This is a genomic window from Actinocatenispora sera (assembly GCF_018324685.1).
GTDB classification, from domain to species: Bacteria; Actinomycetota; Actinomycetes; order Mycobacteriales; family Micromonosporaceae; genus Actinocatenispora; species Actinocatenispora sera.
In genome coordinates, this window is sequence record NZ_AP023354.1 from 2,381,639 (window position 1) to 2,402,492 (window position 20,854).

Here is a 20,854-nt window from a genome sequence, read left to right on the forward strand (position 1 = left end):
ACCGTTGCCCGGCAACGGCTCCCGGCCCGGACGTACTACCCGAAGGCTCCCGCCCCCGGGTTCGCTACTCGGACGCCTTCGCCGTCGGCGTCACCAGACGCTTCAAGGACGCCGCGATGGCGCCGACGATGCCGCGCGGCAGCAGCCGCAGTACCAGGATCAACGCCAGGCCGTAGGCGATGATCTCGACCTGGCCGCCGGCGTGGCTGGACACCGCCGGCAGCCACTCCTTGGCGAACCGGGCGAGCGAGACGACCACGAACGCGCCGACCGTCGCCCCGTACACGCTGCGCCGGCCGCCGACGGTGGCGATGATCAGCAGCTGCAGCGACAGGTTCAGGTCCAGCGTGTTCACGTCGACGAAGCTGGACCACAGCGCGTAGAGCGAGCCGGCCAGCGCGCTGACCACCGCGGCCAGCACGAACGCGAACCGCTTCTGCGGCGCCGGGTCCACGCCGGCCGACTGCGCCGCGATCGGCGAGTCGGAGATCGCCAGCAGGGTGGTACCCAGCTGCGAGCGGCAGACCCGCTGCACCACCAGGCTCGCCACCACCAGGACCCCGGCCGCGAGGTAGAAGAAGCTCACGTCGTCGGAGAACTCCAGCCCGCCCAGCGACAGCGCGGGCAGCCCGGAGATCCCCTCGGCGCCGCCGGTCAGGTCGAACTGCTTGACCACGACGGCGAGCACCAGGCCGACCGCGATCGTGGCGAGGGTCAGGTAGTGGCCCGCGGCCCGGAACAGCGCCAGCCCCAGCAACCAGGCCAGCAGCCCGGCCGCGATCATGCCGACCAGGATGCCCAGCAACGGACTCTGGTGGTAGTGGACGGTCATGATCGCCGTCGCGTAGGCGCCGGTGCCGTAGAAGGCCGCCTGCCCGAGCGAGACCTGCCCGGCGTACCCGGTCAGCGGCACCAGCCCCAGCGACGCGGTGGCGAGCAGCACCAGCAGCACGCCGTCCGACATCGTGTACGGGGCGACCCGGGTGAACACGAACGGGATCAGCAGCAGCGCGACCAGCAGCAGCACGGCCGGCAGGCCCACCCGGACCAGCGGTCGCAGCACCCGGTGGGCATCCACCCGGCCGAGCAGGCCGCTCGGTGCCTCGGCCGGGGCGGTGTCGGTCGCGGCCATCAGACGCGTTCTCCCGTGACTCGGCGCAGCAGCCCGGTCGGCCGGGCGATCAGCGCCACCAGCAGTACCGCATAGGCGATGCCGTCGGCGAACCCGGACTGGGACGACGGCAGGTACCCGCTCGCCAGCGCCTCGACGACGCCGACGGCGAGGCCACCGGCGACCGCGCCGGCCGGCCGGTCCAGCCCGCCGATCACCGCGGCGGCGAAGCCCTTCAACCCCAGCCCGATGCCGACGCTGGCGTCCGGCGACTGCAGCGGGGCCAGCACGATGCCGCCGATCGCACCGAGCGCCGCCGAGGCGAGGAACACCAGCAGCGACATCCGGCTCGGCGAGATGCCGGACAGCCGGGCGGCGTCCGGATCCATCGCGGTGGCCCGCATCGCCCACCCGGTGCGGGTGTGCGTGAGCACCAGCCAGACCGCGAGCATCACCAGCGCCGCGATGCCCACCACCCAGACGTACTGGCGGTCCATCGAGGCCCCGCCGAACCGCAGCGCCTCGCCGCCGGTGAACGGCCGGGCGAACTTCGGCTCGGTACCGATCGTCACGAACGCGATGCCCTCGATGACGATCGAGGCGCCGATGGTCAGCATGATCGCCTGGTCGGTACGGCCGGCCGCCTGTCGCGGCAGCACCAGCCGCTCCAGGGCCAGCCCGACCAGTACGGTGACGGCCAGCGCGGCGAGCGCCGCGAGCACCATCGGTACCTGGTGCTCCTCCAGGACCGCGAACAGCAGCCCGGCGAGCATCACGAACTGACCCTGGGCAAAGTTGATCACCCCGGTGACCTGGGCGATCAGGGCGATGCCCAGGCCCACCAGGGCGTATGCGGACCCGGTCGTGAGACCGGTGACCACGTACTGCAGCAGTTCGCTCATCAGCCGAGATCGCTGAGAGACCACGTCCCGTTCTTCACCTGAAGGACGGTCAACGAGGACTCACTGACCCCGCCGTGGTTGGTCGAGCTGAACTGGTACGTGCCGAACGCGCCGTCGTAGCTCAGGTTCTCCAGTGACTTCTGGATGTCCTGCGGGTCGGCCGAGCCGCCCTTCTTGATGGCGGCGACGATCAGGTTCAGCGCGTCGGCGGCCATCGGCGCGAAGCCGGAGAAGCCACCGTACTTGGCCGAGTACTCGGTGAAGAAGTTCTTCTCGGTCTGCGCGGCCGGGGTGGTCGCGGTGATCTCGTTACCGGCCAGCACCCGGGAGTGCACCATGTACGAGCCCTCGGACGCCGCACCGGCGCCCTTGACGAACAGCTCCGAGCCGGCGCCGGTGTCGTAGTAGACGTGGTCACCGGGGAACTTCTTCTGCCGCAGCGCCTTCGCGGCCAGGCCGGACTGCGGCGGGATCGCCCACACCACGACGGCGTCCGGCTTCGCGGCGGTCACCTTCGTCGCCTGGACGCTGAGGTCCTTGACCGAGTCGGAGAACTTCTGGTGCGCGACCAGGTCGATCTTGCCGGCCTTGTCGAGCGCCTGCCATTCCTTCAGCCCGGCCTCGCCGTACGGGTTGTCCACCGACAGCACGGCGATCTTCTTGATCTTCTTCTTGGCGAACGCCTTCATCATGACGTTGCCGATGATGTCGGTGTTGCCCGGCGTCTTGAAGACGTACTTCTGGACCGGGTTGACGATCGCGCCCGAGGATCCCATCGAGATCATCGGGATCTTGGCCTTCTCCACCACCGGGATGACCGGCATGGTGGTGGGCGATGCGCCAGCGCCGACGATCGCTGCCACGTGGTCGTTGTTGATCAGCGCCTTCGCCACGGTCACCGACTCGTCCGGCGTCGACTTGTTGTCCCGGATGATCAGCTTGATCTTCTTGGTCTTGCCGCCGACCTTGATTCCGGTCTTGTTGATGTCGGCCTGGACCATCTTGAGCGCCCGCTGGTACGCCTCGCCCTGAACCGCGGCGGGGCCGGACAGTTCGAGGTCGGCCCCGATGACGATCTGCGAGCTGTCGTCACCGCCGGAACTCTGCTCCTTGGCACATCCGGTGCCGACGGAGAGTGTCACCACTGCGGCAAGACCAGCCGCTACCCAGTGTCGCGTGGACACCTGCTCGCCCCCTGCTCAGTTCGTGGGATCGAACGGGTGGGCCGAGACGGCACAACCCGTCGCGCCACCGCTCAGCCGGACCACAACGTGCGTGGCCGCCGCGGGTCGGGCGGGTCGACGTGCGAACGACTACCGCAGTGCAGCGCAGCGATGATCTTCATGATCTTCGTGCCGGGCGTCAAGCGGTGGACCTGCGCGGATGTCGGATTGATACTCAACCGCAAGACAGCTCACGCAAGCCAACGCGGAGATGACCGTACGCCACGACATAGGTGGAGATCGATGCGTGGTGATGTACGTCGCGGCGCCGGCCACCGCGTGTGTCGAGTCAACCACCCATCGTCGATCCGGTACGCCGATCGGGTGACCGTGGCGGTCGGAACCGGGGCCCGGCCGGTACGGAGGGTCAGGGCACGGTATTCAGGACAGCGCGGTCTGCCGGGCGGTCGCCGGCCGAGCCGCTGCGATGATCGTCCGGCGCACGGCGGTGGCCGACGCCGGCCGGCACCCCAGCGCGGCCTGCCGGGCCAGCACCCGGGCCTCGTCGCGGTAGAGCCGTACCCCGCGGCGCACCAGCACCCGCGGCGGCTTGCGGTGCTCGCGCAGGTCACGGGCCAGCCGCCGGCAGAAGGTGACGGCGCGCGGCCGGCGCAGCGCGTACGCGGCGGCGAGCACGCCGCGGTCCCGGCACGCGGCGGCGATCTCGGCGGCAAAGATGCCCTCGGCCACGAACACCCGGGCGCCGCGCAGCTCGAGCCGCTCGTACCCGGTGCACCGGTCCACGCTGATGTCGTAGTGCGGTACCTCCACCGAACCGGTCCGGGCCAGCAGCTCGATCGCGGCGACCGCGGCGGTGGCGTCCCAGCTGACCGGCGACTCCCAGTCGACCGGCGCCGGGTGCGGGCCGGTCGCCGGCCCGTCACCGACGCGGGCAGCCGCGGGTCGTCGCCGTTGAGGTAGAAGTCGTCCAGCGGGAGCACCGGCACGCCGCACCGGCGCGCCACGTACGACTTTCCGGAGCCGGACGGCCCGGCCAGCAGCACGACCCGGGCGATACCTCCGTCGGCGTGCATCGCCCCTCCGTTCGGCTCCGTCGACAGGTCTCGAGCAGGGTACCGGTGCGGCCGCGCCGCGGCGGCGGCACCGATCGCCACCCGCGGCCGAGAAAGCACCGCTGACCTGCTGTTTCGTTCCGCGCCTGGGGTTGCGCAGGGTGGCCGGAAACACGGTCGGCGCGCAGTGCACGGCCCCGGGGAGCCTCGCCCCGGGGCCGCCTCGAGCGCCTGTCGCCGCGGTCGCGTCAGTTGCTCAGGTGCCACTCGCCGTTCTTGACCTCCAGTACGGCCAGCGCCGACTCCTGCAGCCCGGAGTGCTGCTTCGCCGAGTTCTGGATCCGGCCGGAGAGCCCGTCGATGCCCATCGACTCCAGCGCGTTGCGCAGCTTGGTGTGGTCGGTGCCCTGGGTGTTCTCGATCGCCTGCTTGATCATCCGCAGCGCGTCGGCCGCGAACGAGGCGAAGCCGGAGTAGTTCCCGTACTTCGAGGAGTACTCCTTGAACCACTGCTTCTGGTCGGCGACCTGCGGCGTGGTGGAGGTGACGTCGTTGATCGCGAGCGTCTGCGGGAACACCATGTGGGTGCCCTCGGCGGCGCTCTGCGCGCCCTTGACGAACAGCTCGGCGCCGGCGCCGGCGTCCATGTAGACCTTGTCGCCCTTGATCCCGGCGTCCTCGAGGTTCTTCGCGGCGATACCGGCGGCCGGCATGACCGCCCACATCACGACCGCGTCCGGGTGCGCGTTCTTGATCTTCGTGGCCTGCGCGCTCATGTCCTTGTCGTCCTGGCCGAACGACTGGCTGTCGACGACCTTGATGCCGTTCTTCTTCGCCAGCTCGGTCACCGACTTGCGGCCGTCCTGCCCGTACGGGTTGGACACGTTGAGCAGCGCGATCGACTTGACGTGCTTCTGCTTCAACGACTTCATCAGCACGTCGGCGTCCTGCGCCGGGTTCGGCGAGATCTTGAACGTGTACTGCCGCTGCGCCACCGGTTCGGTCACCGCACTGGCCGAGGACAGCGCGATCATCGGTACCTTGGCCTTCTCGACGATGCTCGTCACCGGAATGGTGCAGGCCGAGCAGCCACCGCCGATCAGCGCCGTCACGTGCTCGTTCTTGATGAAGTCGTTGACGTTGGTGGTGTTCTTGGCCGGATCGGTGCCGTTGTCCTTGATGATCAGCTTGAGCTTGCGGCCGTTCAGGACACCCTTCTTGTTGATGTCCGCGACCTCGAGTTGCAGCGCCTTCTTGTAGACCGTGCCGATGCTCTGGGTGGGACCGGACAGCTCGAGGCTGGCTCCGATCTTGATGTCACCCTTGCTGTCCGACGCGCTCGACTCGTCGGCCGCGCAGCCGCTGAGCCCGACCGCAGCGGCCGCCAGCGCGGCACAGCTGAGGGCCGCGGCAGTACGCCGTAGCTGAAACACGTGTGCTCCTCCTCGGTGTGTCCGGTTCGGCCGGGAGGTGGGACGTCAGTCCACCGCGGTTGCCTCCCGGCCGCGTACCGCCCGGGCGAGCCGCCCGGCCAGTCCGATCAACCCGCCGCCCACACCCCGGGGCAGGAACAGCAGGATGACGATCAGCGCGATCCCGTACACGACGATCTCGTAGTTGCCGGTCGCCTGCGGAATCACCTTGGGGATCAGGGTTTTGGACGCCTCCGAGAACGTGATGACCACGAAGGCGCCCACCGGGGCACCCCAGACCAGCCGCTGCCCGCCGATGGTGGCGATGATCAGCAGCTGGACCGAGCTGAGAATGCCGGCCTGGCCGGGGTCCATGTACGTCGACCAGTGCGCGTACAGGCTGCCGGCGAGCGCGGACAGCGCCGCGGCCAGCGTGAACGCGTTGCGGCGCAGGCCGGCGATGGACACCCCCGCCGCGGCCGTCGCGACGGGGCTGTCGCCGAGCGCGGTCAGCGCCTTGCCGACCGGCGAGCGAAGCAGCGCGTCCACCACGATCACCGCGAACAGCAGCACCAGCGCGACCAGGTAGTACATGTCGACGTCGCCGGAGATGGTGAAGCCGAACGGCGCCAACGCCGGGATGCCGGGGATGCCGTCCGCGGCGCCGGTCAGCGGCAGCTGGTTCGCCAGGTAGCTGACCAGCAGCCCGAACGACAGCGTGGCGAGCACCAGGTACTGCCCCTGGGCCCGGAAGATGAACGTGCCGACGAGGTAGGCGACCGCGGCGGACAGCGCCATCCCGGCGACCATCGCGAGCAACGCGTTGGTGTGCCAACGGGTGGTCAGCAGCGCCGAGGTGTACCCGCTGATCGCGAAGAACGCCGCCTGCCCCAGCGAGATCTGCCCGGCGTGCCCGGTCAGCGGGATCAGCCCGAGCGCGGCGATCGCCTGGATCGCCATCAGCACGCCGACCGACATGGTGTAGAAGGGCACCCGGGTGAACACCGCCGGCACCAGCGCCAGCACCCCGAGGAAGATCGCGTACCGCAGCCAGCGGGACCGCAGCACCGCGGCGAGCACGTCGGTCATCCTGACTCCTCCGCGGCGGCGAGTGCGTCGTCGCTCATACCCGCACCACCGAGGCCCGGTGCAGCAGCCCGGTGGGCCGGATCAGCAGCACCAGCAGCAGCAACCCGAACGTCAGCGTGTTCTTGTAGTCGCTGCTGATGTACCCGGTCGCGTACGCCTCGACCAGGCCCACCAGCAGCCCGCCGAACACCGCGCCGACCGGGGACGACAGCCCGCCGATCACCGCCGCGGTGAACGCCTTGAGCCCGAACGGGATGCCGACCGAGGCGTCCGGCGGCTGCAGCGGCGTCAACACGATGCCGCCGATCGCACCGAGCGCCGCCGCCAGGGTGAACGCCAGCAGGCTCATCCGGGCCGGCGAGATGCCCATCAGCCGGGCCGCGTCGGTGTCCATCGCGGTGGCCCGCATCGCCGTACCGGGCAGCGTGCGGGTCAGGAACAGCCACATCAACACGACCGCGACCACGGTCGCGAGCGCGCACCACAGGTACTGCCGGGGCAGCCGTGCGCCGCCGAACGAGATCGGGCCACCCCCGGTGAACGCCTTCGCGAAGTGCGAGTCGGCGCCGAACACCAGCAGCGCGAGACCCTCCAGGGTGATCGAGGCGCCGATGGTGAGGATGACCAACCGTTCCCGGTTGGCGCGCCGGGCCGGCCGGATCACCAGCAGGTTGAGCAGCGCGCCGACCACGGTGGTGATCAGCAGCGCGAGCAGCGCGGCGACCGGCTCCGGCAGGCCGGCCCCGGCGAAGCTGGCGAACGTCAGCCCGCCGATCATCACGAAATCGCCCTGCGCGAAGTTGATCACGCCAGTGACCTGGAAGACCATCGCGACGCCGAGGCCGACCAGGGCGTAGGTGGTGCCGGTGCCCAGCCCGGTCAGGGTGAAGGTCAGAAACTCCGACATGCGCCGCTACCGCGCCGCTCTGCAGCTGTTCACTGGGCCGGCTGCCCCAGGTACGCCTGGTGCACCCGCGGGTCGTCGCGCAGCGCGTCGACCGAACCGGCGGTCACCACCGTGCCGCGGTCCAGCAGGTAGCCGCGCTGCGCCACGTGGAAGGCGACCTGCGCGTTCTGCTCGACCAGCGCCAGCGTGGTGTCCCGGCCGGCCAGCTCGACCAGAGCGTCGGCCACCTCCCGTACCGCGAGCGGGGCGAGCCCCAGTGACGGCTCGTCCAGCAGCAGCAGTCTGGGCCGGCTCATCAGCGCCCGGCCGATCGCGAGCATCTGCTGCTCGCCGCCGGACATGGTGCCGGCCGGCTGCCGCCGGCGGTCCTTCAACTTCGGGAACAGCTCGTACACGGTGGCGAGCCCCTCGCCGGTCGACGACCGGGCCCGCGAGTACGCCCCGAGGTGCAGGTTCTCCTCGACGGTGAGGCCGGCGAACACCCGCCGACCCTCCGGTACCAGGGCGAGCCCGGCTCGGGTGCGCCGCTCGGCCGACCAGCGGGTGATGTCCTCGCCGGCGAACTGGACCCGGCCGCGCCACGACTTCAGCAGCCCCGCGATCGTGCCCAGCAGGGTGGTCTTGCCGGCGCCGTTGGCGCCGATCAGCGTCACCGCCTCGCCGGCGCGCACCTCGATGTCGATGCCGTGCAGCGCCTCGATCCGGTCGTACCCGGCGACCAGTCCGGTCACCGACAGCACCAGCTCGCCGTCCCCGGCGCCGCTCGGCGTCTTCTCCTCCGTGGCCTGCTCGCTCATGTCCACTCCTCACCGAGGTAGGCGGCCCGGACGGCGGGGTCGGCGGACACCTCGTCCGGCGTCCCGTCGGCGAGCAGCCGGCCGTGGTCGAGCACCAGGACCCGCTTGGACACCGACAGCACGCTGGCCACGTCGTGTTCGACCAGCAGCACCGTGATGCCCTCGGTGGACACCTTGGTGAACAGTTCGGTGAGGTCGACGCTCTCCGAGGCGGACAGCCCGGCGAGCGGCTCGTCCAGCAGGATCAGTTCGGGGTCGCCGGCCAGCGCGCGGGCGATCTCGACCCGCCGCTGCAGCCCGTACGGCAGCGAGCCGGCCGGCTGCTTCGCGTACTCGGCGATGCCGACCCGGTCGAGCAGGTCGAGTGCCCGGGCCCGTTCGGCCTGGACCTTCCGGTGCGCCTGCGGCAGCAGCACCATGTCGCCGACCGCGGTCGCCCAGCCGCGGGCGACCCGCGGCAGCAGCACGTTGTCCAGCACCGACAGCGAACCGAAGACCTGCAGGTTCTGGAAGGTGCGGGTGATGCCGAGCCGCGCGATCTGGTGCGGCTTGCGGCTGGTCAGGTCACGCCCTTGCAACGAAATCTTGCCGGTGGTGAGCCGGACCGCGCCGGACAGCACGTTCAGCAGGGTGGTCTTCCCGGCGCCGTTCGGTCCGATCAGACCGACGACACCGCCGTCCTCGTGGTGAAAGGACAGGTCGTCGATGGCCGCGACGCCCCCGTACCGCACGGTTGCCGAGGAGACCTTCAGGGCGCAGCTCATCGGATCGACGGCCCATGTAAAGCTGACATTTTTCCCTTACCAACGCTCGATCCACACGGCACTTCCTGGCCGTTCTGTCGCGGGTCATTCTCGCGCCGTGGAGCAACGGGAGGAATGGTGGCCGGGCAGCTGGCTTGTGCCGGACCGCGGCGATATCTTCGTAGCTTGACCCTTACACGTCAAGGGGACACGAACCCGCCGCTGTCAGATTGATACGGATCGATGACATGATGTCGGCAGCGACCGGTTCCGGGCCCCGTGACCAGGCCGGATGGACCGCACAGTTAGTAGTGGTTTCAACACTCTCCGGACGGACGGGATGTCACCCGGCCGGCCGGTGTGCGGTGTCCCACTTGCCGTACCCTGCTCGGGGTTTCTCTTTCTGATCGAGCGTGGTGGAATCCCCGGGGGCTCGGTGTGGTGGCCCGGCCCGACAAGCACAAGCAGTCACGCAGTCTTGGAAGGCGGCAGCAAGTGAGCAAGCGGACCGCGGCGACCCAGGCAGGACGCCAACGCCGGCGGCGCCCGATTCCGCGGCTGAGCGACGTCCGCATCCAGTCGAAGCTGGGCCTGATCCTGGTCGTCCCGGTGCTCGCGGTGGTCGCGCTGGCCGGAATCGAGCTCGCCAATGCCGGTAAGACGCTGTCCGAGGCAAACAAGGTGGACTCGACTCTGCTGTTGAGCACCCGCGCCGGCGGCCTGATCGAGCAGCTGCAGAACGAGCGGCTGGACGCGGCCGAGACGATGATGGCCAAGGGGCGTTCGGGCCACTCCGGCCTGACCGACCAGTTCAAGAAGCAGTCCTCCGCCACGGACGAGGCGATCGGCCAGTACCAGAGCGAGCGGGACAAGATCGCCGGCTCCTCCGAGGACCTCCCCAACCTGCCGGTCATCGACGACCAGCTCGACGCGCTGACCAAGACCGGCCGCAGCGAGGTGCTCTCCTCGTCCAGTGACGCCACCGTCGCGTCCGTGACGTTCCGGTACCAGGTGCTGATCTCCGAGCTGCTTGACCTGCGCGACTCGATGACGCACCTGACCAACGACCGCAGCCTGTCCAGCCAGCTCACCGCGAACGCGGCGCTCTCCGACGCCAAGGAGTCCGCGGCACAGGAGCAGCTGGCGCTGCTGCGGGTCATCAACGATCCGAACGGGTTCGACGCAACCAGCTTCGAGACGTTCCTCGGCACCCTGACCGACCAGCAGAGCGCGTACGACTCGTTCAACCGGACCGCCTCCGACGACCAGCGGCAGGTGCTGGAGGACGACGTCAACGGCCTGAAGGTGCAGGACTCCACCCGGCTGGAGACCGATGCCCGTACCGTCGGGCTCGGTACCCCGCTCGGCATCAAGGCCAGCGACTGGAACTCCGCGATGTCGAAGCGGATCAAGGCGATCCGCTCGGTGGAGGAGACGCTCGACGCCGTTGCGGCCGGGCACGCCCGTGAGACGGTCAAGTCGGTGGGCCAGCAGGTGATCGCGGAGGCCGGCGCCGGCCTGGTCGTGCTGGTGATCGCCATCCTGCTGGCACTGCTGGTCGCCCGGGCGATGGCCCGGTCGCTGCGCCGGCTGCGGGAGGGCGCGCTGCAGGTGGCGTACGAGGGCCTGCCGCAGGCGGTCGGTCAGCTGGAGACGGCCGAGTCGATCGGCGGCATGAGCCCGGAGGAGATCGCCGGACAGGTCCGCGACCCGATCCAGGTGCGCGGCCGGGACGAGATCGGCCAGGTCTCCGAGGCGTTCAACGTGGTCCACCGGGAGGCGGTCCGGGTGGCCGCCGCCCAGGCCGTGCTGCGCGCCAGCGTCTCCACCATGTTCATCAACCTCGCCCGCCGGTCCCAGCTGCTGGCCGACCGGCTGATCGGCCACCTCGACCGGTTGGAGCAGGGTGAGGAGGACCCGGACCGGTTGGCGCAGCTGTTCCAGCTCGACCACCTGGCCACCCGGATGCGCCGGAACGACGAGAACCTGCTGGTCCTCGCCGGCGCCGACTCCACCCGTGCGCGCCGCGAGGCGGCGCCGCTGGGTGACGTGCTGCGGGCCGCTCAGTCCGAGGTCGAGCAGTACACCCGGATCGAGTTCGGTGTGGTCGACCGTGACGTCGAGGTCGAGGCGACCGCCGTCAACGACGTGGTGCACCTGGTCGCCGAGCTGCTCGACAACGCGACCGCGTTCTCCTCGCCGGACACCGCCGTCGTGGTGGACGCCCGCCGGGTCGGTGACCGGGCGATCGTGCAGATCGAGGACCGCGGCATCGGCATGTCGGGTGACGTGCTGGCCGAGGTGAACGAGCGGCTGGCCAATCCGCCGCTGGTCGACGTCGCGGTGTCCCGGATGATGGGTCTGGTCGTGGTCGGCCGGCTGGCGTCCCGGCTCGGCATCAAGATCGAGCTGCGGCCGGCGCCCGAACGCGGCACGGTCGCCGACGTGGTGCTGCCGGCCGCCGTGCTGGTACCGACCGAGCGGCCGGGCGTCCGTCCGGGGGAGCTGCCGACCCAGGGCGGCCCGCTGGCGCTGGAGACCGGTCCCGGCCGCGCCACCCGGGACTCGTCCCGCCCGGTCGTGCCCGAGCCGGCCGACCCGATGCCGGGCATCCCGTTCCAGCCGCCGGCGCGAGACAGCCTGGCCGACGCGGCCAACGGGCACCGGCTCAACAACGGGTCGAGCGCGCTGCCCCGGCGTCAGCCGGGCCAGGCGGACGAGCCGACGACCGCCGACCCGACGCCGACCCGCGGTGCGGACGAGCCGATCCGGCGCAGCCTGTTCGATCCGCCGGCCCGCAAGCTCGCCCAGGAGCAGACCGGCAGCTTCGACGCGCCGCCGCCGGCCGCCTACCCGCAGCCCGAGCCGACCGCGTTCGAGCAGACCTCGTACCGGCAGCCCGAGCCGCAGTCGTTCGAGCAGCAGCCGGAGCCCGGCCCGTACCAGCGGGCGACGGGCGCGGAGCCGGACCGGACCGCGTCGTTGCGGCGGGACGACAGCAGGCTGCCCGCCTCGGCGGCGGACGACACCGTCACCTTCGACCGGATCCCGGCCGAGCCGCCGCGCCGGTCGCTGGACGACTCGGTCCGGCGCGCCCCGCAGCGGCCGGTGTCCGACCCCGAGCCGGCCGGTGAGTCGATCGCCGGCACCCTCGGCGGGCACGACCCGTGGGCGGAGCCGCCGGCCCGCCCGATGGCCGACGACCTGACGGTGGAGACACCGCAGCTGCCCGGCCGGGACGTCTGGTCCCCGGCCGAGCCGGCTCCGATCGAGCCGGCCACGGCGGCCCAGCAGCGCCGGTACGACGGCCGCTCGAACGAGGAGATCTCGGCGCACCGCGGGCTAGACTCGGCCACACCGGAACCCGAGCACGGTTCCGGGTCAGGTCGTGGCGAGATCATCCCGAGGAATGTCGACGACACGATGGAGTTGCCCATCTTCCGCGAGGTCGAGTCGGCCTGGTTCCGGACCAGCCCGTCCCGGCCCCGGACCGCGCCGGCGGTCGGCGCGCCACCCGCGCCGGTGGCGTCCGCTGCCCGGCCGGCGGGGATGACGGCGACCCGGGCACAGGAGGCGCCGGTGCGTGCGGCCGAGCCGAAGAAGCGGCCCACCGTGCTGCCCACTCGGGTGCCGTCCGGCAGCGAGTCGCCGCGAAGCCAGCCGGTGAGCCGGCCTGCCGAGCCGGCGCGCCGCCCGGCCGAGCCCGCCCCGACGAGGTCGGCCACCCCGCCGGTGGCCGAGACGCCGCTGAGCCGGTCGATGGCCGAGATGCCGCCGAGTCGCGCTGCGGAGGTCCCCTCGGAGGGTCGGCCGGACATCGATCCGTGGCGTTCGGCCGCGGACAAGGGCTGGCAGGCGGCCTCGGCGATCACCACCCCGCGGGAGTCCGACACGACCTCCGCCGGGTTGCCGATCCGGCGGCCGATGGCACAGCTCGTGCCGGGCGGCATCGAAGAAGCGTCCCGCCCGAAGTCCCAGGCACGGGAACGTTCACCCGAAGCGGTCCGCGGGCTGTTGTCCGCGTACCACCGAGGCGTCCAGCGCGGGCGCGCCGGCGGCGGTGACTCGCCGCGGGCGGGTGCCGCGCCCGGACACAGGAGCACCGGCAACGGTGCTGGCGAGGAGCAGGAGGCATGACGACCCAGCAGATAGGTACCCAGGACCTCGGTTGGCTGCTGTCCAACTTTGCGGACAGGGTTCCAGGAGTGGCGCACGCGGTCGCGGTCTCCGCCGACGGCCTCTTACTCGCCTCCTCCCGGGACCTACCCCGCGACCGGGCCGACCAGCTTGCCGCCATCGCGTCCGGGCTGGTCAGCCTGACCCAGGGCGCATCGAGGTGTTTCGAGGGCGGCGCGGTGTTGCAAACCGTCGTCGAGATGGACAACGGCTTTCTCTTTCTGATGTCGATCAGCGACGGATCCTCGTTCGCGGTGCTGGCTGCCCGGAGTTGTGACGTCGGGCAGGTGGGGTACGAGATGGCATTGCTGGTCGACCGAGTCGGCGATGCGCTCACCCCGGCACCGCGCGAGGGGACCGCACGGTTGAGCTGAGGGGTCTCGTGGATTCCCTCGGGCTGACGGCTCGGTGCGCGGCGGCGTGGTACGCCGGTTCCGCGCATCGAGTCGGGACCATCCTGGATCGGGGTGTGGGGCATGATGAATGACCCTGATGAGCCGAGCAACGCGCTGGTTCGCCCCTACGCCGTGACCCGTGGCCGGACCCGGCCCCGGGTGGAGATCGCGATCGAGGCGCTGGTGGAGACGACCGCTCGAGGTCGTGACGCCAGCGTGGTCGGTGGGCGGGAGCAACAGCTGATCGCGGGGCTGTGCGCCCTGCGGGTGCAGTCGCTCGCCGAGATCGCCGCACGTATGCAGATGCCTTTGGGAGTGGCTCGGGTTCTGGTCGCGGACATGGCCGCGGACGGGCTCGTCGCCGTGTACGAACCGACCGCGGTCGGGGACGACGCCGTGGGCACGGAACTGCTGGAGAGGGTGCTGAGTGGGCTTCGGAGGCTCTGACGAGGGCTACCGCCGGCCGAGCGGGCGGGTGACCTCGTCCAAGATCGTTATCGCCGGTGGCTTCGGCGTCGGAAAGACCACACTGGTCGGATCCGTCTCGGAGATCACGCCGCTGACCACCGAGGCGATCATGACCTCGGCCAGCGCGTCTGTCGACGACCTTGCCGGAGTGCCGGGCAAGAGCACGACGACGGTCGCGATGGACTTCGGCCGTATCACGATCGACCAGGACCTGATCCTCTATCTGTTCGGTACCCCGGGCAGACCCGGTTCTGGTTCATGTGGGACGAGCTGGTGCGCGGCGCGATCGGCGCGATCGTGCTGGTGGACACGCGACGACTGGCCGACTGCTTCGCCGCGGTCGACTTCTTCGAGCACCGTGGCCTGCCGTACCTGGTCGCGGTGAACTGCTTCGACGGCGTGCAGCTGCACCAGCTGGACGACGTCCGGGAGGCGCTTGCGGTGGGTGCGCAGGTGCCGGTGATCCCGTGCGATGCGCGCAGCCGGGAATCCACCAAGCAGGTGCTGATCACGCTGGTGGAGTACGTGTTGAAGATGCGGCGCGGTGCGGTGGCTCCGTCCCGGTAGCGCGGCCGCGTTCTGCTCGACGCCCCGCTCGGCTTCGGCCGGGCGGGGCGTTTCGCGTCTGCCTACACCGTGATGATCGACTGCCGCCCGAGGGGGGCGGCCCCCGTGGGCCAGAACTCAGAATTCCCAATGCGTAACGGTGAGTTACGTCACCCGCCTAAACTCCGTCCAGGTAGAGGTCGCGTGTCCGTTCGGGACGGCTCGACCGCCTGGTCGTACCCGTCTCGGACGGTGTGCGGCCTGGACATGAGGGGGGAAACGAATGCGACCACGGCTGGCAGTTGCCGCCGTAGGCGCCGTCGCTCTGTTGGCGACGGTCGGTGCCTGCAGCAAGAACACCGGGTCGAACGAGAGCGGCGGCGGTCAGGGCTCGACGCAGAGCGGGTCGATCGCGACCGATCCGGCCGACTCGCAGGGCCCGGCGAAGCCGATCAGCGGCGCGAAGACCGGCGGCACGCTCTATCAGTACGCGGAGGCGGACTTCGATCACTTGGACCCGACCCGGGCCTACGTGAACAACGCGACCGCGGTGACCAACCTGTTCGCGCGCACCCTGACGATGTTCCAGGACGCGGGCAACGGGAAGCTGAAGCTGGTCGGTGACCTCGCCACCACGCCGGGCAAGGACGTGTCCACCGGTACCAAGTGCACCTCCTGGGAGTTCACCCTCAAGAGCGGCATGAAGTACGAGGACGGGTCGACGATCACCGCCGCCGACGTGGCGTACGGGGTGGCGCGGTCGTTCTCGCCGGACCTGGCCGAGGGCCCGCACTACATCCAGCAGTGGCTGGCCAACGACGTCAACTACAACAAGACGTACAAGGGCCCGTACAACGGTGGTGCGGCGATCCCGCCGGGGGTCAAGGTCGACGGCAACAAGATCACCTTCAACTTCAAGCAGCCGCACTGCGACATGCCGTTCGCCGCGTCGTGGGGGACGACGACGCCGCTGCCGAAGGCGAAGGACACCCGCACCAAGCTCGACCTGCACCCGTTCTCGTCCGGCCCGTACAAGGTGGAGACCTACACCCGGGACAGCAAGCTCGTGCTGGACCGGAACAAGTTCTGGGATCCGAAGACGGACGCGGTCCGGCACGCCTACTTCGACAAGTTCGAGACCGACATCGGCCAGACCGCCGACCAGCAGGCGAACTCGATCAAGGCGAGCCAGGGCAAGAGCGCCAACGCGGTGATGGGCGCGAACGTGCCACCGGCGCTGATCCCGGCGGTGCAGGGCGATCCGGCGGTGAAGAGCCGGGTGGCCGCGGGCTTCACCCAGTTCGTCTGGTACATGGCGATCAACAACCAGCGGATCACCGATCTGAGGGAACGCCAGGCGCTGAACTACGGGTTCGACCGGCGCTCGTTCATCCAGGCGCTCGGTGGCAGTACGGCCGGGGACCCGGCGACGACGCTGCTGTCGCCGACCACGATCGGCTTCAAGAAGTACGACGCCTATCCGTTCAACGTGGACAAGGCGAAGCAGCTGCTCGGCAACAAGCACCCGAAGCTGGTGTTCGCGTTCGCGAACACGGCGCAGTGGCAGAAGCGCGCGACCAACGTGCAGAGCACGCTGCAGAAGATCGGTTTCAAGATCGTGCTGAAGCCGATCGACGCGGCGAGTTACTACACCGAGATCGGTCGTAAGGACAACCAGTTCGACCTGTACTTCGCGGGCTGGGGTTCGGACTGGCCGAGCGGTTCGACGATCATTCCGCCGGTGTTCGACGGTCGGAACATCCAGGCCCAGGGCAACTCGACCTACCCGTACTTCAACAGCGACTCGGTCAACACCCAGATCGACAAGCTCAGCAAGCAGACCGCGACCCAGGCGGCGCCGGGCTGGGCCAAGCTCGACAAGGACATCATGACCAAGTACGCGCCGGTTGTGCCGGTTTGGTACGACAAGGCCTACCAACTGTACGGAACGAACGTCGGCAACATGAAGATCGGACAGAGCACCGGCTGGCCGGTATATTTCAATGCGTACCTGAAGAACGGCAAGTAATTCGGTTGCCGATCGCGGCAATAAGGGTTCCTTAAGCGGGGGCCGGATCGTACTGGTCCGGCTCCCGTTTTTGCTGCCCCGAAGTGCCGCGATGGCGGCTCAATCGTTAGCCGGCTGTGACGGGCCAGGGCCGCGCGTCCACTAATTTCACAGGCGGGTGCCGGCGGTCCGGCCCTACCGTGCGCCGTCCGGCCGCGGTGTGATGAGGAGGGGAAGACATGCGACCACGGATGGCTGTGGCTGCCCTCGGCGCCGTCGCTGTCGTCGCTGCGCTCGGAGCCTGCAGCAAGAACACGGGCGAGAGCAACGGCCCGGGTGACCAGGCCAAGAAGCAGTCCGGCGGCATCGGCACGGCGGCCGACTCGAAGGGCCCGGCGCCAGCGGTCAAGGGCGCCAAGAAGGGCGGCACGATCTACCTGATCCAGGAGAAGGACTTCGAACACCTGGATCCGGCCCGGGTCTACGTCAACAACGCCCAGGTCTTCGGCCGGCTCATTCAGCGGCAGCTGACCACGTTCGTCGACGACCCGAAGACCAACAACTCCACCCTGGTCGGCGACCTCGCCACCGACCCGGGCAAGGACATCTCCAACGGCAAGTGCACCTCGTGGCAGTTCACCCTCAAGGACGGGCTGAAGTACGAGGACGGCACGCCGATCACCGCGAAGGACGTCGCCTACGGTGTGGCGCGGTCGTTCTCGCCGGATCTGGCCGACGGCCCGCACTACATCCAGCAGTGGCTGGCCGACTCGATCGACTACACCAAGGACTACAAGGGTCCCTACAACGGCGGCTCGGACATGCCGCCGGGGGTCAAGGTCTCCGGTCAGAAGATCACCTTCGACTTCAAGAAGCCGCACTGCGACATGCCGTACGCGGCGTCCTGGGGCACCACGGCCCCGGTGCCGAAGGCCAAGGACACCAAGACCAAGTACGACCTGCACCCGGTCGCGTCCGGCCCGTACAAGATCGACACCTACAACCGGGACAGCAAGATCGTCCTGAGCCGCAACAAGTACTGGGACCCGAACACCGACCCGCTGCGGCACAACTACCCGGAGCACTTCGAAGTCGACATGGGTCCGGACGCCGTCCAGCAGACCAACCGGATGATGGCGTCCAACGGTAACGACGCCTACGGCATCATGCAGGCGTCCGGCGGTGTCGACTCGACGCTGATCAAGAAGGTGCAGAACGACGCCTCGCTGAAGCCTCAGGTCCGCGCCGGGTTCACCCAGTTCACCTGGTACCTGGCGATCAACAACCAGCGGATCAAGGACCTCAACATCCGCAAGGCGCTGAACTACGGCCTGGACAAGAAGTCCTACATCCAGGCACTCGGCGGCAGCGCGAAGGCCGACCCGGCGACCACCCTGGAATCGCCGACCACGTCGGGCTTCAAGAAGTACGACGCCTACCCGTACGACCCGGCGAAGGCCAAGGAACTGCTCAACGGCAAGCACCCGAAGCTGGTGTACGCCTACACCAACACCGCCAACGGGCAGAAGTACGCGCCGATCGTGAAGAACAGCCTCGAGAAGGTCGGCTTCAAGATCGTGCTCAAGCCGATCGACGGCGCGAGCTACTACACCGAGATCGGTCGCAAGAACAACCAGTACGACCTTTACCTGGCCGGTTGGGGTTCGGACTGGCCGAGCGGTTCGACGATCATCCCGCCGGTGTTCGACGGCCGGACGATCATTCCGCAGGGCAACAACGACTACTCGTACTTCAACGCCGATGACATCAACAAGCGCATCGACGAGATCAACCTGATGGCTCCTGACAAGGCGGCCCCGGAATGGGCCAACCTGGACAAGGAGATCATGACGAAGTACGCGCCGGTCGTGCCGTTCTACTACCAGAAGGAATACACGCTGATCGGTAAGAAGGTCGGTGGCGTGGACCTGGGTCTGTCGAGCGGCTGGCCGGAGTACACCAGCGCCTACGCCAAGTAGGCGACGGCGTCACACGGCCTCGGGAGCCACTCCCGAGCACGACGAACCGGGCCGGACTCGCGCAATGCGGGTCCGGCCCGGACGTGTCTGGGTGGACCCTACGACCACGATCTGGCCTCTGACGCAAAGCAATTGCACGGATGCATTCAGTGACTTTTGAACGGCCTCGGAGTCGACTGGGAACGCAATCGTTAGCCGGCCGTGATGGCTGCCCGTGTCAAGTCCATTAACTTGCTCTCATCGCTGGCACGCGCCTCGCCGCGTCCCAGTCCCCCCGCGCGCCGACCGGCGGCGGTAGTAAGAGGAGGAAGAATGCGACCACGGGTGGCTCTCGCCGCCGCCGGCGCTCTCGCCGTCGTCGCTGCCCTCGGAGCCTGCAGCAAGAACACCGGCTCCACAGGCGGTTCGAACGACGACGTGAAGGCTCAGCAGGGCGGCATCGGCACCGCCGCGGACTCGAAGGGTCCGGCTGCGCCGGTTTCCGGCGCGAAAAAGGGCGGCACCATCTACCTGGTGCAGAAGGACGACTTCGAGCACCTCGACCCCCAGCGCATCTACGTGAACAACGCGCAGGTGTTCGCGAAGCTGTTCAGCCGGCAGCTGACCGGGTACATCGACGACCCGAAGACCGGCAAGTCGATGCTGGTCGGTGACCTCGCCACCGACACCGGCAAGGACGTCTCCGGCGGCAAGTGCACCACGTGGCAGTTCACCCTCAAGGACGGCCTGAAGTACCAGGACGGCTCGCCGATCACCGCCGCCGACGTGGCGTACGGCGTGGCCCGGTCGTTCTCGCCGAACCTGGCCGACGGCCCGCACTACATCCAGCAGTGGCTGGCCGACTCGATCGACTACAACAAGACCTACAAGGGTCCCTACGACGGTGGCGCCGCGATGCCGCCGGGCGTCAAGGTCGACGGCAACAAGATCACCTTCGACTTCAAGAAGGCGCACTGCGACATGCCGTACGCGGCGGCCTGGGGCACCACCGCTCCGCTGCCGAAGTCGCAGGACACCAAGACCAAGCTGGACAGCAAGCCGTTCTCCTCTGGCCCCTACCAGTTCGACACCTACAACCGGGACAGCAAGATCGTGCTGGTCCGGAACAAGTACTGGGACCCCAAGTCCGACCCGATCCGGCACGACTACCCGGACAAGTTCGAGGTCGACATGGGCACGGACAACCCGGCCCAGACGAACCGCATGATCGCCGACAACGGCAAGGACCAGTACGGCATCATGCAGAAGAACGTCGATCCCTCGCTGGTGCGGAAGGTGAGCGGCGACGCGACGCTGCAGAAGCGCCTGCTCAAGGGCTACACCCAGTACGTCTGGTACCTGGCGATCAACAACCAGCGGATCACCGACGTGAACGTGCGCCGGGCGCTCAACTACGCGATGGACAAGAAGTCGTTCATCCAGGTTCTTGGTGGCCCCAACGTCGCCGAGGCGGCCGGATCGCTGGAGTCGCCGACGACGACCGGTTACCAGAAGTACAACGCCTACCCGTACAACGTGGACAAGGCGAAGAAGCTGCTGAACGGCAAGCACCCGAAGCTGGTGTACGCGTACGGCAACAGCGTGAACGGCCAGAAGGAAGCGACGAACATCAAGTCCAGCCTGGAGAAGGCGGGCTTCCAGATCGTGCTGAAGCCGATCGACCCGGCGAGCTACTACACCGAGATCGGTCGTAAGGCCAACAAGTACGACCTCTACCTCGCGGGTTGGGGTTCGGACTGGCCGAGCGGTTCGACGATCATTCCGCCGGTGTTCGACGGTCGGAACATCCAGGCCCAGGGCAACTCGACGTACCCGTACTTCAACAACGCCGACGTGAACAAGAAGATCGACGAGATCAACGATCTTTCGCCGGAGAAGTCGGCGCCGAAGTGGGCGGAGCTGGACAAGGAGATCATGACCAAGTACGCCCCGGTCGTGCCGGTCTGGTACGACAAGGAGTACACGCTGACCGGTAGCAAGGTGGGCGGCTGCGTGCTGGGCAACTCCAGCGGCTGGCCCGAGCTGACCGGCGTGTTCGCCAAGTGACGTCGTTCTGACCCGATCCGCGTCGTGTGACGGGGGATC

General features: G+C 68.9%; 15 protein-coding genes and 1 pseudogene. 7 read left to right on the forward strand and 9 right to left on the reverse strand.

Annotated elements, in window-relative coordinates; all coding sequences use genetic code 11:
- Positions 1 to 64 precede the first annotated feature (64 nt).
- From Asera_RS11470 to Asera_RS11510, 9 genes are all read right to left on the reverse strand, one after another.
- Positions 65 to 1,132, reverse strand: coding sequence for a branched-chain amino acid ABC transporter permease (locus tag Asera_RS11470; protein WP_084132628.1), 1,068 nt, complete (start codon positions 1,130 to 1,132; stop codon positions 65 to 67).
- Complete coding sequence (locus Asera_RS11475) at positions 1,132 to 2,013, reverse strand: branched-chain amino acid ABC transporter permease (protein WP_030449093.1); 882 nt, start codon at positions 2,011 to 2,013, stop codon at positions 1,132 to 1,134. The genes Asera_RS11470 and Asera_RS11475 overlap by 1 nt, the downstream gene beginning before the upstream one ends.
- A complete protein-coding gene (locus Asera_RS11480) occupies positions 2,013 to 3,158 on the reverse strand; it encodes an ABC transporter substrate-binding protein (protein ID WP_051802899.1) in 1,146 nt (381 codons plus the stop codon). The genes Asera_RS11475 and Asera_RS11480 overlap by 1 nt, the downstream gene beginning before the upstream one ends.
- A gap of 459 nt (positions 3,159 to 3,617) precedes the next feature.
- Positions 3,618 to 4,190 carry an ATP-binding protein gene (locus Asera_RS11485; protein ID WP_212804559.1) on the reverse strand — a complete coding sequence of 191 codons (573 nt, stop codon included), beginning with the start codon at positions 4,188 to 4,190 and terminating at the stop codon, positions 3,618 to 3,620.
- A gap of 307 nt (positions 4,191 to 4,497) precedes the next feature.
- Entirely contained in the window at positions 4,498 to 5,682 is a 1,185-nt protein-coding gene (locus Asera_RS11490) for an ABC transporter substrate-binding protein (protein WP_030449096.1), read from the reverse strand.
- A 45-nt stretch (positions 5,683 to 5,727) separates the two neighbouring features.
- The gene (locus tag Asera_RS11495) at positions 5,728 to 6,750 is read right to left on the reverse strand and encodes a branched-chain amino acid ABC transporter permease (RefSeq protein WP_035298368.1); all 1,023 of its coding nucleotides are present in this window, start codon (positions 6,748 to 6,750) and stop codon (positions 5,728 to 5,730) included.
- A 34-nt stretch (positions 6,751 to 6,784) separates the two neighbouring features.
- Positions 6,785 to 7,657, reverse strand: coding sequence for a branched-chain amino acid ABC transporter permease (locus tag Asera_RS11500; RefSeq protein WP_030449098.1), 873 nt, complete (start codon positions 7,655 to 7,657; stop codon positions 6,785 to 6,787).
- Positions 7,658 to 7,686: 29 nt separating this feature from the next.
- A complete protein-coding gene (locus Asera_RS11505) occupies positions 7,687 to 8,400 on the reverse strand; it encodes an ABC transporter ATP-binding protein (protein WP_035298403.1) in 714 nt (237 codons plus the stop codon).
- A 50-nt stretch (positions 8,401 to 8,450) separates the two neighbouring features.
- A complete protein-coding gene (locus tag Asera_RS11510) occupies positions 8,451 to 9,218 on the reverse strand; it encodes an ABC transporter ATP-binding protein (RefSeq protein ID WP_030449100.1) in 768 nt (255 codons plus the stop codon).
- 474 nt (positions 9,219 to 9,692) lie between these two features.
- On the opposite strand from Asera_RS11510, the gene Asera_RS11515 reads away from it, so the two are divergent.
- The 7 genes and pseudogenes from Asera_RS11515 (at position 9,693) to Asera_RS11545 (ending at position 20,815) form a co-directional block, all read left to right on the forward strand.
- Entirely contained in the window at positions 9,693 to 13,334 is a 3,642-nt protein-coding gene (locus Asera_RS11515; RefSeq protein ID WP_051802900.1) for a sensor histidine kinase, read from the forward strand.
- Complete coding sequence (locus Asera_RS11520; RefSeq protein ID WP_030449102.1) at positions 13,331 to 13,747, forward strand: roadblock/LC7 domain-containing protein; 417 nt, start codon at positions 13,331 to 13,333, stop codon at positions 13,745 to 13,747. Before Asera_RS11515 ends, Asera_RS11520 begins: the two co-directional genes overlap by 4 nt.
- Positions 13,748 to 13,852: 105 nt before the next feature.
- A complete protein-coding gene (locus Asera_RS11525) occupies positions 13,853 to 14,215 on the forward strand; it encodes a DUF742 domain-containing protein (RefSeq protein ID WP_030449103.1) in 363 nt (120 codons plus the stop codon).
- Between the two features lie 28 nt (positions 14,216 to 14,243).
- Positions 14,244 to 14,803, forward strand: a pseudogene (locus Asera_RS11530) (GTP-binding protein).
- 307 nt (positions 14,804 to 15,110) lie between these two features.
- Complete coding sequence (locus Asera_RS11535) at positions 15,111 to 16,811, forward strand: ABC transporter substrate-binding protein (RefSeq protein ID WP_169745910.1); 1,701 nt, start codon at positions 15,111 to 15,113, stop codon at positions 16,809 to 16,811.
- A 218-nt stretch (positions 16,812 to 17,029) separates the two neighbouring features.
- A complete protein-coding gene (locus Asera_RS11540) occupies positions 17,030 to 18,769 on the forward strand; it encodes an ABC transporter substrate-binding protein (RefSeq protein WP_030449106.1) in 1,740 nt (579 codons plus the stop codon).
- Between the two features lie 312 nt (positions 18,770 to 19,081).
- The gene (locus tag Asera_RS11545; RefSeq protein WP_030449107.1) at positions 19,082 to 20,815 is read left to right on the forward strand and encodes an ABC transporter substrate-binding protein; all 1,734 of its coding nucleotides are present in this window, start codon (positions 19,082 to 19,084) and stop codon (positions 20,813 to 20,815) included.
- The last annotated feature ends 39 nt before the right edge of the window (positions 20,816 to 20,854 follow it).